This is a genomic window from Rhodovulum sp. 12E13, from assembly GCF_003340565.1.
Lineage (GTDB): Bacteria > Pseudomonadota > Alphaproteobacteria > Rhodobacterales > Rhodobacteraceae > HLUCCA09.
Window position 1 is genome coordinate 37,216 of sequence record NZ_QPLK01000016.1, and the last position, 14,117, is coordinate 51,332.

The window sequence follows — 14,117 nt, forward strand, 5'->3', positions numbered from 1 at the left end:
CCCGGGCACCCCGCCGCGCCCGGCCGAATGCGACCGACCCGCAGCGCCCGGCGCGTCACCGGCGGCCATGCTGCATTCTGCTTCCCGCCGCCCCTTCTTCTTGCGCCAAATATCCCCGCCGGAGGCACGGCCCCGCTTGCGGGGCCCACGAAAGGGAACGCGCCGCAGGCGCTCCGCATGGCGCCGGCGCCGCCTCAGCGGCGCCTGGGATCGGCCGGGTAGACGCCCAGCAGTTCAAGCTTCGTGCAGAAGTAGTCCAGCTCGTCGAGGGCGAGGCGCACGTTGCGATCGTCGGGGTGTCCCTCGATATCGGCGTAGAACTGCGTCGCCGTGAACGAGCCGTCGACCATGTAGCTCTCGAGCTTGGTCATGTTCACTCCGTTCGTGGCGAAGCCGCCCATCGCCTTGTAGAGCGCGGCGGGGATGTTGCGCACGCGGAAGACGAAGGTCGTCATCATGCCCGCCTCGCCCCGGCGCGCGTAATCGGGCTTGGGCGCCATGATCAGGAACCGCGTCGTGTTGGTCGACTGGTCCTCGATGTGGCGGGCGAGCGGCGCGAGCCCGTAGATCTCGCCGGCGAGATCGGAGGCGAGCGCGGCGAGCGCGGGGTCGCCCGCCTCCGCCACGTGGCGGGCCGAGCCCGCGGTATCGGCGGCGATCTCGGCGCGGATGCCGTGCTCGCGCAGGAAGGCGCGGCACTGGCCGAGGAGAACGGTGTGGCTCTGGGCCACGCGCACGTCCTCGAGCAGCGCGCCGGGCACGCCGAGCAGGTTGATGTGCACCCGCACGAAGGCCTCCGACACGATGTGCAGCCCGCTCTCGGGCAGCAGCCGGTGGATGTCGGCCACCCGCCCGTAGGTGGTGTTCTCGACCGGCAGCATCGCCAGCGCCGCGCGGCCCGAGCGCACCGCCTCGATCGTATCCTCGAAGGTGGCGCAGGGCAGCGCCACATGATCGGGCATCGCCTCGTGGCAGGCCTGGTGCGAATAGGCCCCGGGCTCGCCCTGGAAGGCGATGGCGGGGCGGGTGTCGGTCGGGCTCATGGGCGCTCCGGGTTGTGTGCGGCGGCGGCCGCCGCGGCGGGCGGCGAAACCGCCGCGGCGACCGGTCGTTTGGTCGCGCCGGTCGCAGCTTGCGCGGCCGCGCGGCCCCGGCATACATCCGCATCCGAACGGGTGACAAGGCGGGACAGGACCTGACATGTTCGACACGATGACCCTCACCAAGGCGGCCACGGGCTTTCTGGGCGCGTGGCTGATCTTTCTGCTGGGCGCATGGGTGTCCGACAGCCTCTATGACATCGGCCACCACGGAAAGGGCGAGCAGGCCTATTCGATCGCGGTCGAGAGCGACGCGCCGGCCGAGCCCGTGGAGGAGCTGACCATGGAGGAAAAGTTCGCCCAGGCCGATGCCGGCCGCGGCGAGCGCGTCTGGTCCAAGTGCCGCGCGTGCCACCAGCTCGAGGTCGGCGCCAACGCGACCGGCCCCTACCTGCACGGCGTGGTGGGCCGCGAGATCGGCGCGGTCGACGGCTTCAACTACTCCGGCGCACTCTCGGAGCAGGCCGACGTGTGGTCTCCGGAAAACCTCTACGCCTTCCTCGAAGACCCGCAGGATTGGGCGCCCGGCACGTCGATGTCCTATGCCGGCCTCGACGCCTGGGAGGACCGGGTGAACCTGATCGCCTATCTCGAGACGTTCAACTGAGGGTCCCCGCGCGCACCACGCGCCGCGTGATCGACGTCGTCAGGCCCCGCGGTGCCCAGGCCCGCGGGGCCTTGTCGTGGCGAGCCCGGCCCAATCGGGGCAGGGAAAATCCCTGCGCACCCGAGGACGAGCTCACGCATTCGCAAGTTGTCCCTTTTCATGCGGCATCCTAGCCTATGTGGTAGGGGTGACCATCGCCGCCACAGGAGACATCGATGCGCCAGAGCCCAGAGCACGCCGCGACCCCTGACCGAAAGGCCCGCCGCGCGGCCTGGCCCGCGCTGGCGCTCGCCGCGACGCTCTCCGGCGCTCTTCTCGCCCCCGCACCGGCGCTTTCGCTCGAGGAGGGGTGGGTCAGATCGCACGGGATCACGACATTTCCCGGTGGCGAGCTGAAATACGGCCCGGACTTCGCCCATCTCGACTACGTCAACCCGGACGCGCCGAAGGGCGGCGAGATGTCGATCTGGGCGTTCGGCGGCTATGACAGCATGAACCCCTACACCATCAAGGGCCGCGCCGACCGGCTGGTGACGATCCAGTACGAGAGCCTCCTGACCTCGACGGCCGACGAGATCGGATCCTCCTACTGCCTGCTGTGCGAGACGCTGGAATACCCCGAGGATCGCTCGGAGGTGATCTTCACCCTGCGCGAGGGCGCCGCCTTTTCCGACGGCTCGCCCCTCACGGCGGAGGACGTGCACTTTTCCTACGAGCTCTTCCGCGACAAGGGCCTGCCCTCGTTCCGCGCGGTGATGCGCAGGCAGGTCGAGGGGGCCGAGGTCCTCGACGAGCGCCGGATCCGGTTCACCTTCGTCGAGGGGGTGCCGAAGCGCGACGTGATCCAGTCGGTGGGCGGGCTGCCGATCTTCTCCAAGGCGCAGTACGAAGCCGAGGGCCTCGACCTCGAAGAGACGTCGCTGACGCCAATGCTCGGCTCGGGGCCCTACATCCCCTCCGAGATCGACGTGGGGCAGACCACCGTCTACGCGCGCAACCCCGATTACTGGGGCGCCGAGCTGCCGATCAACGTGGGCCGACACAACTTCGACGCGATCCGCGTCGAATACTACGCCGACTACAACGTGGCCTTCGAGGGCTTCAAGGCGGGCAACTACCTGTTCCGCAACGAGGCCTCGTCGAAAAGCTGGGCCGAGGGCTACAACTTCCCCGCAATCGAGCAGGGTCACGTCGTCAGGGAGGAACTGGCCGACGGCACCATCGCGCCGGGGCAGGCCTTTTCGCTCAACATGCGCCGAGAGCAGCTGCAGGACCCGCGGGTGCGCGAGGCGATTCAGCTGATGTTCAACTTCGAATGGTCGAACACGCAGCTCTTCTACGGCCTCTACGAGCGTATCCACTCGTTCTGGGAGAATTCCGACCTCGCCGCGACGGGGCTGCCGTCGGAGGCGGAACTCGCGCTGCTCGAGCCGCTCGCCGCCGATCTGCCCCCCGGCGTGCTCGACAGCGAGCCGGTGATGGCGCCGCAGAGCGGGCCGCGCCAGCTCGACCGGGGCAACGCGCGCCGGGCAAACGCGCTGCTGGAAGAGGCGGGCTGGGTCGTCGACCCTGCAGACGGTCTGCGCCGCAAGGACGGGAAGACGCTGCGGATCGAGTTCCTCAACGACAGCCAGACCTTCGATCGCGTGATAAATCCCTATGTCGAGAACCTGCGCGCGGTCGGCATCGACGCGGTGCACCAGCGGGTGGACAACGCCGAGGCGACGAACCGCGAGCGCAGCTTCGACTTCGACATCATGACCGACAACTTCCCGATGGGCTACGTCCCCGGGCGGGGGCTTGAGCAGTATTTCGGCTCGGAGACGGCGAACGAGAGCGTTTTCAACTCGATGGGCCTGCAATCGGAGGCCGTGGATGCGCTCATCGAGCATGTCATCGCCGCCGAGAGCCAGGAGGAGCTGACGACCGCCGTCCGCGCCCTCGACCGGGTTTTGCGCGCCTACCGGTTCTGGGTGCCGCAATGGTACAAGGATGTGCATACGGTCGCCTATTTCGACGTCTACGACCACCCCGACCCGTTGCCGCCCTACGCGCTCGGCAATCTCGACTTCTGGTGGTGGGACGAGGCCCGCGCCGAAGAGCTCCGCGCCGCCGGCGCGATAGACTGAAGCCGGGGCCGACGACGCCATGGGCGCCTATATCCTTCGCAGGCTGCTGCTGATCGTCCCGACACTGTTCGGGATCATGCTGATCAACTTCACGCTGACGCAGTTCGTGCCCGGCGGGCCGATCGAGCAGATCATCGCGCAGGTCGAGGGCGGCGGCGACGTGTTCGAGGGGATCGCCGGCGGCTCCGACGCCGGCGCCCCGCAGGAGGGGGGCGGCGACGACCGCTATCTCGGCGCCCGCGGCCTGCCGCAGGACTTCCTCGACGAACTGGAAGTCGATCTCGGCTTCGCCCGGATCGTCTGCGCCGAAGGCTATCAGGGCGAGCCGACGCTCGAGGCCGAAGAGTGCACCAAGGAGCAGATCGGCATCGCCGAACGCTTCTTCATCATGATGGGCAACTACCTGACGCTCGACTTCGGCGAGAGCTATTTCCGCTCGATCACGGTGACCGAGCTGGTGATCGAGAAGATGCCGGTGTCGATCACGCTCGGCCTGTGGTCGACCGTGATCGCCTATCTCGTGTCGATCCCGCTGGGCATCCGCAAGGCGGTGCGCGACGGCACGAGCTTCGACACGTGGACGTCGGCGATCATCATCGTGGCCTATGCCATCCCCGGCTTTCTCTTCGCCATCCTGCTGCTCGTGCTGTTCGCGGGGGGCTCCTACTTCCAGATCTTTCCGCTCAGGGGGCTGGTGTCGGACAACTGGGAGGATCTGAGCCTGATCGGCAAGATCGGCGACTATTTCTGGCACATCGCCCTGCCGGTGACGGCGACGACCATCTCGGCCTTCGCCACCCTGACGCTGCTCACGAAGAACAGCTTTCTCGACGAGATCAAGAAGCAATACGTCATCACCGCCAAGGCCAAGGGCCTGAACGAGTCGAGCGTTCTCTACGGCCACGTCTTCCGCAACGCGATGCTGATCGTGATCGCGGGCTTCCCGGCCGCCTTCCTCGGCGTGTTCTTCGGCGCCTCGATCATCATCGAGACGATCTTCTCGCTCGACGGCCTGGGGCGGCTCGGCTTCGAGGCGGCGGTGGCGCGCGACTACCCGGTCGTGTTCGGCACGCTGTTCATGTTCGGGCTGATCGGCCTGATCGTGGGCATCATCTCGGACCTGATGTATGTGCTCGTCGACCCGCGGATCGACTTCGAAAGCCGGGAGACCTGACATGGCCGCCCCCGACAGCTCCATGCCCGACTCGTCCCTGCCCGACCGCTCCCTGCCCCATGCCGATATCGAAACGCGGCTGCCCGACCTCGAGTCCGGCCGCCCGCAGGTGACCGCGCCGCCGCGCAAGCGCGGCCTGTTCGCGCTGTCGCCGCTGAACCAGCGACGCTGGCGCAACTTCAAGCGCAACCGCCGCGCCTACTGGTCGCTGATCATCTTCGGCGTGCTGTTCGGCCTCAGCCTGTTCGCGGAGTACATCGCCAACGACAAGCCGATCGTGGTGAACTACCGCGGCGAGCTCTACTTTCCGATCCACAACTTCTATTCCGAGCAGGAATTCGGCGGCGACTTTCCCACCGAGGCCGTCTACCGCGACGTGGAGGTGGAGTGCCTGATCGTCTCGGGCGGGCTGGAGGACTGCTTCTACGAGCCAGAGGCGGTGATGCAGGCCGTCGACGAGGGCGCGGCCGAGTTCAACGGGCAGGAGATCGTGGCGGGGTGGACGCTCTGGCCCCCCATTCCCTACAGCTACAACACGCCCAACACGCTGGGCCAGCCCGCCCCTTCGCCGCCCGATGCGCAGCACTGGCTGGGCACCGACGACGCGACGCGCGACGTGCTGGCGCGGGTGATCTACGGCTTCCGCCTGTCGATCCTGTTCACCATCATCGTCACCGCCTGTGCCAGCGTCATCGGCATCGTCGCCGGCGCGGTGCAGGGCTATTTCGGCGGCTGGCTCGACCTGACGTTCCAGCGGGTGATCGAGATCTGGGTCTCGACGCCCTCGCTCTACATCATCATCATCATGTTCGCGATCCTGGGGCGAAGTTTCTGGCTGCTGGTCTTTCTCACGGTCCTCTTCGGCTGGCCGGCCCTGGTGGGCGTGGTGCGCGCCGAATTCCTGCGCGCGCGCAACTTCGAATACGTCCGCGCGGCCCGCGCGCTCGGCGTGTCGAACTGGACGATCATGTTCCGCCACATGCTGCCCAACGCCATGGTGGCCACGCTGACGATGATGCCGTTCCTGATCACCGCCACCATCGGCGGGCTGGCCTCGCTCGACTTCCTCGGCTTCGGCCTGCCCTCGTCGGCGCCCTCGCTGGGGGAACTGACGCTGCAGGCCAAGCAGAACCTGCAGGCGCCGTGGCTGGGCTTCACCGCCTTCTTCACCTTCGCGATCATGCTGTCGCTGCTGGTGTTCATCTTCGAGGGCGTGCGCGACGCCTTCGACCCGCGGAAGACCTTCCGGTGAGGGGGTGCGGGCGGCTGCCGTCGGAGCGGGGGCTTCGCGCCCCCGCACCCCCGCGGAGTATTTGGGCCAGGATGATGGGAGCCGACGTGGCAGGAGATCGGGGGGGCGCGGCATGAGCCTCTTGCAGGTGCGCGACCTGTCGGTCTCGTTCCGGCAGGACGGGGTGGAGATCCCGGCCGTCAAGGGAGTGTCGTTCGAGGTGGGCGACGGCGAGACCGTGGCGCTGGTGGGCGAGTCGGGCTCGGGCAAGTCCGTGACGGCGCTGTCGACCGTGTCGCTTTTGGGCGACAACGCCACCGTGGGCGGCTCGGTGCTCTACCGCGGGCAGGAGATGCGCGGGCGCCCCGAGGGCGAGTTGATGAAGATCCGGGGCAACAAGATCAGCTTCATCTTCCAGGAGCCGATGACCTCGCTCAACCCGCTGCATACGCTCGACAAGCAGATCATGGAGAGCCTCGCGCTGCACCAGGGGCTGGTCGGCGAACCGGCGCGCGCCCGCGTTCTGGAACTCCTGGAGAAGGTCGGCATCGCGGATGCCGAGCGGCGCCTCAAGGCCTATCCGCACCAGTTGTCGGGGGGGCAGCGGCAGCGCGTGATGATCGCGATGGCGCTGGCCAACGGGCCCGATCTGCTGATCGCCGACGAGCCGACCACCGCGCTCGACGTGACGATCCAGGCGCAGATCCTCGACCTGCTCTTCGATCTGAAGCAGGAGGAGAATCTGAGCCTGCTGTTCATCACCCACGACCTCGGCATCGTGCGCAGGATCGCCGACAGGGTCTGCGTGATGAAGGACGGCGAGATCGTCGAGACCGGCGAGACCGGCCGCCTGTTCGACGCCCCTGCGCACCCCTACACGCAGAAGCTGCTGGCCGCCGAGCCCACGGGCACCGTGCCGCCCGTGGCCGAGGAGGCCGAGGAGATCGTTCGCACGGAGGGCTTGCGCATCTGGTTCCCGATCCAGCGCGGCTTCCTGCGCAGGACGGTGGGCCACGTGAAGGCGGTGAACGACGCGACCCTGACCGTGCGCAAGGGCGAGACCCTGGGGATCGTGGGCGAGTCGGGCTCCGGCAAGACGACGCTGGCGCTCGCCATGATGCGGCTGATCTCGTCGGAGGGGCCGATCGTCTTCCAGGGGCGGGACGTGCAGGGGTGGAAGTCGCGGCAGCTGCGGCCGCTCAGGCGCGACCTGCAGATCGTCTTCCAGGACCCCTACGGATCGCTCTCGCCGCGGATGACGGTCGAGCAGATCGTGGCCGAGGGTCTCGGCGTGCATGGCGTCGAGAAGGGGCAGGACAAGCGGCAGATGGTGGCCGAGATGCTGGCCGAGGTGGGCCTCGACCCGGCGGCGATGGATCGCTACCCGCACGAGTTCTCGGGGGGTCAGCGGCAGCGCGTCGCCATCGCCCGCGCGATGATCCTGCGGCCCAAGCTCGTGGTGCTCGACGAGCCGACCTCGGCGCTCGACATGACGGTGCAGGTGCAGATCGTCGACCTGCTGCGCGACCTGCAGGCGCGCTACGGCCTCGCCTACCTGTTCATCAGTCACGACCTGCGGGTGGTGCGGGCGCTGTCGCACCGGGTGACCGTGATGAAGGACGGCGACATCATGGAGACGGGCACCGCGCGCGAAGTCTTCGAGGCCCCCAAGTCGGACTACACGCGCAGGCTGATCGGGGCGTCGTTCAACCTGACGCCGGGCGCCTCCGTGGCCTGACACCCGTGACCTGAGCGTGCGTATCCTTCTTGTCCACCGCAACTTCCCGGGGCAGTTCCGCCACCTCGCGCCGGCGCTGAAGCGCGCGGGTCACCATGTGGCGGCCCTGACATGGGAAAAGAACCCCAACCCGCAGCCCTTCCCGCATGTGAAATACGCCTACGACATGGGGCCGACGCGCGATCTGGGCGCCTCCTACGTCGAGCATGCGCGCAACGGGGCAGCGGCGGCGCGGGCCGCCAAGGCGCTCCGTGACCGGACAGGCGAGGTGCCCGACGTGGTGTTCGGCATCATCAACTGGGGCGAGACGCTCTTTCTGCGCGAGGTCTGGCCCGAGGCGCGGCACTTGGGCTACGCCGAGTTCCTCTATGCCGCGAGGGGCCTCGACACCGGGTTCGACCCGGAGTTCCGGCGCGAGGATTTCGCCTCGCGCGTGCGGGTGACGTCCCGGAAGGCGCACCTTGTGCAGGCCGCGCTCGACGCCGACGCGCTGATGGCTCCGACGGAATGGCAGGCGAGCACCTTTCCGCCCGAGATCAGGGCGAAGATGCGGGTGATCCACGACGGGGTCGACACCGAGCGGCTGACGCCCGACCCGGCCGCCACCTTCCAGGTGCCGGGCGGACCGCTCCTGCGGGCGGGCGACGAGGTGATCACCTTCGTCAACCGCAACCTCGAACCCTATCGCGGCTTCCATACCTTCATGCGGGCGCTGCCGCGGGTGCTCGCCGCGCGGCCCGAGGCGCAGGTGGTGCTGGTGGGCGGCGAGACGGGGGGGTACGGTCCGCGCCCCGCCGAGGGGTCGTGGAAGGACGTGATGCTGCGCGAGCTCGAGGGGCGGCTCGACCTGTCGCGCCTGCACTTCACGGGTCGCATCCCCTATCCCGATCTCGTCGGCCTGCTCCGGGTCGGGCGGGTGCATGCCTACCTGAGCTATCCGTTCGTGCTGTCGTGGTCGATGCTCGAGGCGATGAGCCTCGGCGCCTGCGTGATCGGCTCGGCCACGCCCCCGGTGCAGGAGGTGATCGAGGACGGGGTGAACGGGCGGCTCGTCGATTTCTTCGACATCGACGGATGGGCCGAGGCCCTGATCGCCGCGCTGGCCGATCCCGAGGGCCACGCCCCCCTGCGCGAGGCCGCCCGCGCCCATATCGTGGAGCGCTACGACCTGAGGAAGGTCTGCCTGCCCCGGCTGATCGACTTCGTCGAGACCGCGGGCGCGTGAGCAGCCCTTTAACGATCCCGGCGCGGCTGCTACATGCACGCCCAACCTTCAGGAGACAGACATGGGCTACCGCATCGCCGTCGTCGGGGCCACGGGCAACGTGGGCCGCGAAATGCTCAACATCCTTGCCGAGCGCCAGTTCCCGGCCGACGAGGTCGTGGCGCTCGCCTCGCGGCGGTCGCTCGGCACCGAGGTGAGCTATGGCGACGAGACGCTGAAGACGAAGGATCTCGACACGTTCGACTTCGAAGGGTTCGACATGGCGCTCTTCGCCATCGGCTCGGACGCCACGAAGACCTATGCGCCCCGTGCCGCGCGCGCCGGCTGCACCGTGATCGACAACTCGTCGCTCTACCGCTACGACCCGCAGGTGCCGCTGATCGTGCCCGAGGTGAACGCGCAGGCGATCGAGGGCTACCGCGAGAAGAACATCATCGCCAATCCCAACTGCTCGACCGCGCAGATGGTGGTGGCGCTCAAGCCCCTGCACGACCGGGCGCGCATCAGGCGCGTCGTCGTCTCCACGTACCAGTCGGTTTCCGGCGCGGGGAAGGAGGGGATGGACGAGCTGTGGGACCAGACCAAGGCGATCTACAACCCCACCGACGAGATCTCGCCCTCGAAGTTCCAGAAGCAGATCGCCTTCAACGTGATTCCGCATATCGACGTCTTCCTTGAGGACGGCTCGACCAAGGAAGAGTGGAAGATGGTCGCCGAGACGAAGAAGATCATCGACCCCGCGATCAAGGTCACGGCGACCTGCGTGCGGGTGCCGGTCTTCGTCGGCCATTCCGAGGCGGTGAACATCGAGTTCGAGGATTTCCTCGACGAGGACGAGGCGCGCGACATCCTGCGCGAGAGCCCCGGCCTGATGGTCGTCGACAAGCGCGAGGACGGCGGCTACGTCACGCCGGTCGAGTGCGTGGGCGACTTCGCCACCTATGTCAGCCGCATCCGTCAGGACTCGACCATCGAGAACGGGCTGAACATCTGGGTGGTGTCGGACAACCTGCGCAAGGGCGCGGCGCTGAACGCCGTGCAGATCGCCGAGCTCCTCGGCAACCGGATGCTGCAGAAGGCCTGAGGCGGCGGCAGCCAGCCCGGCCAGGGCGCCCCGAGGTGGGGCGATGCCCGTCTGGCGGGCTGCCGCGGTTGCGGGGTGCGCGGGCGAGAGGCCGTCCCCCCTCAGGAGGCCTGCCCCCTCAGACCGCCGAGAACCCGGCGCCGGGTGCGTAGGCCTCGAGCCGCCCCTCGCCGATGTCGAACCACAGGCCGTGCAACGCCAGCCTCTCGCCCTCGACCGCCTCGCGCACGAAGGGGAAGGACCAGAGGTTCTCGAGCGAGATCACCACCGCCTCCTTCTCGAGCGCGCGCAGCCGGGTGGGGCGATCGTTGATGGCGGTCACCCGCTCGTAGCCCGGTCGCAGGATCTCGAGCCACCGACCGATGAAACTGGTGGGCTGGCCGAGATCGTCGGAGTCGCCGCAGCACATGTCGTCGCAGCCCCGCACACCGCCGCAATCGGAGTGCCCGACCACCAGCAGATGCGCGACACGCAGCATCCGCACCGCGTATTCCACCGCCGCGGAGGTGCCATGGGGGTCGCCGTCGGGCGCATAGGGCGGCACGAGGCTTGCGATGTTGCGGTGCAGGAAGATGTCGCCGGTCTCGGCCGAGAACACCTGGTTCACGTTCACGCGGCTGTCGCAGCAGGCGATCGCCATGATCCGCGGGCGCTGTCCCTCCTCGGCGAGGCGGCGATACCAGCCCTTGCTGTCGGCATGGGCGGTCGCACGCCAGCCACGGTAGCGGTCGGCGAGAAAGCGCGGAAGCGGCCGCGCCCGGAGCGCGGTGGCGTTGTCGCCGCCCGTCAGGCGGGAGGGCGGAGCGTCTGTCATGGGCCGCGACGGTTAGACGACAATCGAGGCGAATGCGAGGGATCGGGTGTCGCGCGGGCAACCCTTTGTTCAGCCGCCCTGCCCCAGTCTGCGCACGTCGTGGGGGCGACATGTGCGAGGTGCCGAGGTGGGCGAGGTGGCCACTCTGAATCATGACGATGCCGTGCGGCTCGATGCCGGGGCGCTGGCGGCGCTCTACCGCGATCTCGGGCCGCAGGGTGCCGACGCGGTGCTGGCCCGCGCGATGGAGGAAGTGGCGCTGCGCCTCGACGGCCTGTCGGGGCCGCACCGCTCGGGGCAATGGGCCGAACTCGCCCGCCGCGCGCGCGCCCTGCGCGCCATCGCCGAGCAGGTGGGGCTGACCACGCTTGCCCGCGTCGCGGGCGACGTGGCGGCCTGCGCGGGCCGCTGCGAGGCCCCGGCCCTCGGCGCCACCCTCGCCCGGCTCGACCGCATCGCCTGCCGCTCGCTCGCCGAGCTGTGGGACGTGCAGGGCACCGGCGGCTGACCGCCGGGCACCGCGCGGAGCGCCTGCGGCGCATTGTTTCGGGTATGGCCCGCTTGCGCGGGGCCATGCCTCCGGCGGGGATATTTTTCTGCAAGAAGAAGGGCAAGGCGCGCGCACGGGGCCAGGGCGTATGGCCGTCCTGCCGGCGCGGGCGCCTTGCACCCGGCGCGTCGGCCGCTAGGGTCCGGCCTCGCGGGGGCCGTCCCCGCGCCGACCGAACGGGACCGCCATGCCAGACGCCGACGCCCTTGCCTTCGCCGCGCCCGAGCCGGGGGCGACACCGCTCCATGTCGTCTCGGAGGACGCGCTGGAGGACTGGCTGGCGGCGCAGGACGAGCCCGTGGCGGGCTGGGCGCGGCGCGTCGGCTTCACCGGAGCGCTGGGGCAGGCGCATCTGATCCCGGCCGGGGACGGTGCGCTGGCCGTCGCGGGCTACGGCACGGCCGCGAAGCGCGCGCGGGGGCGGTTCCACCTCGCCCAGGCGGCGGCCGGTTTGCCCGGGGGCACCTATGCGCTCGCCACCGACCTGCCCGCGCGCGAGGCGGCGGAGGGGGCGCTGGGATGGCTGCTCGCCGGCTATCGCTTCGACCGATACAAGGCGGCGCCGGCGCCGGGGGCCCGGCTGGTCGCACCGGAAGGGATCGACGCGGCCCGGATCGAGGCGCTGGCGCGGGCCGAGGCCCTGACGCGCGATCTGATCAACACGCCCGCCTCCGACATGGGGCCGACCGAGCTGGCCGAGGCTGCCCGCGCGCTCGCCGAGGCGCACGGCGCGGGCTGCACCGTGATCGAGGGGGCGGCGCTCGAGGAGGGGTTTCCGCTGATCCACGCGGTCGGGCGCGCCTCGCCCCGATCTCCGCGGCTGATCGACCTGCGCCATGGCGAGAGCGGACCGCGGGTGACGCTGGTGGGCAAGGGCGTGTGTTTCGACACCGGTGGGTTGAACATCAAGCCCGGCAGCTCGATGGGCCTGATGAAGAAGGATATGGGCGGGTCAGCCACGGTGCTCGGCCTCGCTCAGGCGATGCTCGAGACGGGCCTCGAGGTGAGACTGCGGGTGCTGATCCCGGCGGTGGAGAACTCGGTCTCGGGCGACGCCTTCCGCCCGCAGGACGTGCTGCGCTCGCGCAAGGGCCTGACGGTCGAGGTGAACAACACAGACGCCGAGGGGCGCCTCGTGCTGGCCGATGCGCTGGCGCTCGCCTGCGAGGAGGAGTGTGACCTGCTCGTCAGCATGGCGACGCTGACCGGGGCGGCGCGGGTGGCCGTCGGCCCCGACATCGCGCCGTTCTACACCGACGACGACGCGCTGGCGGGGGCGCTCATGGCGGCGGCGGGCGAGGTGGCCGATCCGGTCTGGCGGATGCCGTTCCACGCGCCCTACGAGGCGCTGATCGAACCGGCCATCGCCGATCTCGACAACGCACCGTCGGGAGGCTTCGCCGGCTCGATCACCGCCGCGCTGTTCCTGCGCCGCTTCGCCGAAGGCGCGCCGCGCTACGCCCATTTCGACATCTACGGCTGGCAGCCGCAGCCTGCGCCGGGCCGGCCCAAGGGTGGCGCGGGCCAAGGCGCGCGGGCGCTGCTCGAGGCGATCCCGGCGGTGCTGGGCGGATGACCGACCGGCGGAGCCTGCTTGCCAACGACCGCGTCGCGGCGTCGGAGCTGGAGGGCTCGATCGCCGCGCCCGCCTACGTCGAGGGAGAGTGGCGGCGGGTGGTCGTGCCCGTGGCCGATCTGCTGGCCGCGCCGGAAGGGGCGCGCGACCGTCAGCTTCTCTACGGCCAGCGCATGCGGGTCCTCGAGGTGCGCGAGGGCTGGGCCTTCGGCGCTGCGGCGCGCGACGGCTATGTGGGCTACGTCGCGGCCGGGTCGCTGGGCGACGACGTGGCGGCGACCCATCGCGTCGCGGTTCCCGCCACCCATCTCTACCCCGTGCCCGATCTCAGGCGGCGCGAGCGGGCGTGGCTGTCGTTCGGCTCGGAGCTGCGGGTCGTCTCGGCCTCGGGCGAGTTCTTCGAGACCGCCGAGGGGCTTTTCGTGCCGAAGCCGCACCTGCGCCCGCTGAACGCGCAGTTCGCCGACCCGGTGACGGTGGCGCAGCTCTTCTTCGGGGTGCCGTATCTCTGGGGCGGCAACTCGGCTGCGGGGATCGACTGTTCGGGCCTGGTGCAGGCAGCCTGCCTCGCGGCCGGAATCGACTGCCCCGGCGACACCGACCTGCAGGAGGCGGCCTTGGGCGAGACGCTCGCCCCCGGCGTGCCGCCGGCCCGGGGTGACGTGTATTTCTGGAACGGGCACGTGGCGCTCGCGGTCGACGGCGAGACGCTGATCCATGCCAATGCCCGCACGATGGCCGTGACGTACGAGCCGATCGCGGGGGCCATCGCGCGAATCGAGGCTCAGGGCGAGGGGCCGGTCACGCGGCGGGCGCGACTGGCTGCCGGCTAACACCGACAGCCCGCGAACGGGCACGCTGCCGGCCGGAGAGGGCATCGAGGCCCGGC

12 protein-coding genes are annotated in these 14,117 nt (G+C 69.6%); 10 read left to right on the forward strand and 2 right to left on the reverse strand.

What is annotated here, in order from left to right:
- Nucleotides 1–194 precede the first annotated feature (194 nt).
- Nucleotides 195–1,043, reverse strand: a complete 849-nt coding sequence (locus tag DLJ49_RS14080; protein WP_115394192.1) for a prephenate dehydratase — start codon at nt 1,041–1,043, stop codon at nt 195–197.
- A 157-nt stretch (nt 1,044–1,200) separates the two neighbouring features.
- Between DLJ49_RS14080 and DLJ49_RS14085 the strand changes: the two genes are divergently transcribed.
- The 7 genes from DLJ49_RS14085 to DLJ49_RS14115 all read left to right on the forward strand — a co-directional run bounded on the left by DLJ49_RS14085 (nt 1,201) and on the right by DLJ49_RS14115 (nt 10,288).
- Complete coding sequence (locus DLJ49_RS14085) at nt 1,201–1,707, forward strand: c-type cytochrome (protein WP_115394193.1); 507 nt, start codon at nt 1,201–1,203, stop codon at nt 1,705–1,707.
- Between the two features lie 215 nt (nt 1,708–1,922).
- Entirely contained in the window at nt 1,923–3,836 is a 1,914-nt protein-coding gene (locus DLJ49_RS14090) for an extracellular solute-binding protein (protein ID WP_115394194.1), read from the forward strand.
- A gap of 19 nt (nt 3,837–3,855) precedes the next feature.
- Nucleotides 3,856–5,010: a microcin C ABC transporter permease YejB gene (locus tag DLJ49_RS14095; protein ID WP_115394195.1), complete on the forward strand. Its 1,155-nt coding sequence runs from the start codon at nt 3,856–3,858 to the stop codon at nt 5,008–5,010.
- A gap of 1 nt (nt 5,011) precedes the next feature.
- A complete protein-coding gene (locus tag DLJ49_RS14100) occupies nt 5,012–6,262 on the forward strand; it encodes an ABC transporter permease (protein ID WP_233489030.1) in 1,251 nt (416 codons plus the stop codon).
- 112 nt (nt 6,263–6,374) lie between these two features.
- Nucleotides 6,375–7,979, forward strand: a complete 1,605-nt coding sequence (locus tag DLJ49_RS14105; protein WP_115394196.1) for an ABC transporter ATP-binding protein — start codon at nt 6,375–6,377, stop codon at nt 7,977–7,979.
- 16 nt (nt 7,980–7,995) lie between these two features.
- Nucleotides 7,996–9,204 (forward strand): glycosyltransferase, encoded by a 1,209-nt coding sequence (locus DLJ49_RS14110; protein ID WP_115394197.1) that lies wholly within the window; start codon nt 7,996–7,998, stop codon nt 9,202–9,204.
- A gap of 61 nt (nt 9,205–9,265) precedes the next feature.
- Complete coding sequence (locus tag DLJ49_RS14115; protein WP_115394198.1) at nt 9,266–10,288, forward strand: aspartate-semialdehyde dehydrogenase; 1,023 nt, start codon at nt 9,266–9,268, stop codon at nt 10,286–10,288.
- A 118-nt stretch (nt 10,289–10,406) separates the two neighbouring features.
- Here the strand turns inward: DLJ49_RS14115 and DLJ49_RS14120 are convergent, their stop codons facing one another.
- The gene (locus DLJ49_RS14120; protein ID WP_115394199.1) at nt 10,407–11,102 is read right to left on the reverse strand and encodes a carbonic anhydrase; all 696 of its coding nucleotides are present in this window, start codon (nt 11,100–11,102) and stop codon (nt 10,407–10,409) included.
- A 136-nt stretch (nt 11,103–11,238) separates the two neighbouring features.
- Here DLJ49_RS14120 and DLJ49_RS14125 point away from each other — a divergent pair, with 136 nt between their 5' ends.
- From DLJ49_RS14125 to DLJ49_RS14135, 3 genes are all read left to right on the forward strand, one after another.
- Nucleotides 11,239–11,610 carry a hypothetical protein gene (locus tag DLJ49_RS14125; RefSeq protein WP_233489032.1) on the forward strand — a complete coding sequence of 124 codons (372 nt, stop codon included), beginning with the start codon at nt 11,239–11,241 and terminating at the stop codon, nt 11,608–11,610.
- A 229-nt stretch (nt 11,611–11,839) separates the two neighbouring features.
- Entirely contained in the window at nt 11,840–13,228 is a 1,389-nt protein-coding gene (locus tag DLJ49_RS14130; protein WP_115394201.1) for a leucyl aminopeptidase family protein, read from the forward strand.
- Entirely contained in the window at nt 13,225–14,061 is an 837-nt protein-coding gene (locus tag DLJ49_RS14135; RefSeq protein ID WP_115394202.1) for a C40 family peptidase, read from the forward strand. The genes DLJ49_RS14130 and DLJ49_RS14135 overlap by 4 nt, the downstream gene beginning before the upstream one ends.
- Nucleotides 14,062–14,117: the final 56 nt, after the last annotated feature.

Excerpts from the sequence above, each read along its gene's own strand:
- DLJ49_RS14115 (WP_115394198.1), top strand. The coding sequence starts at position 9,266 with ATGGGCTACCGCATCGCCGTCGTCGGGGCCACGGGCAACGTGGGCCGC.
- DLJ49_RS14135 (WP_115394202.1), top strand. The coding sequence starts at position 13,225 with ATGACCGACCGGCGGAGCCTGCTTGCCAACGACCGCGTCGCGGCGTCG.
- DLJ49_RS14100 (WP_233489030.1), top strand. The coding sequence starts at position 5,012 with ATGGCCGCCCCCGACAGCTCCATGCCCGACTCGTCCCTGCCCGACCGC.
- DLJ49_RS14095 (WP_115394195.1), top strand. The coding sequence starts at position 3,856 with ATGGGCGCCTATATCCTTCGCAGGCTGCTGCTGATCGTCCCGACACTG.
- DLJ49_RS14090 (WP_115394194.1), top strand. The coding sequence starts at position 1,923 with ATGCGCCAGAGCCCAGAGCACGCCGCGACCCCTGACCGAAAGGCCCGC.
- DLJ49_RS14085 (WP_115394193.1), top strand. The coding sequence starts at position 1,201 with ATGTTCGACACGATGACCCTCACCAAGGCGGCCACGGGCTTTCTGGGC.
- DLJ49_RS14080 (WP_115394192.1), bottom strand. The coding sequence starts at position 1,043 with ATGAGCCCGACCGACACCCGCCCCGCCATCGCCTTCCAGGGCGAGCCC.
- DLJ49_RS14120 (WP_115394199.1), bottom strand. The coding sequence starts at position 11,102 with ATGACAGACGCTCCGCCCTCCCGCCTGACGGGCGGCGACAACGCCACC.
- DLJ49_RS14130 (WP_115394201.1), top strand. The coding sequence starts at position 11,840 with ATGCCAGACGCCGACGCCCTTGCCTTCGCCGCGCCCGAGCCGGGGGCG.
- DLJ49_RS14105 (WP_115394196.1), top strand. The coding sequence starts at position 6,375 with ATGAGCCTCTTGCAGGTGCGCGACCTGTCGGTCTCGTTCCGGCAGGAC.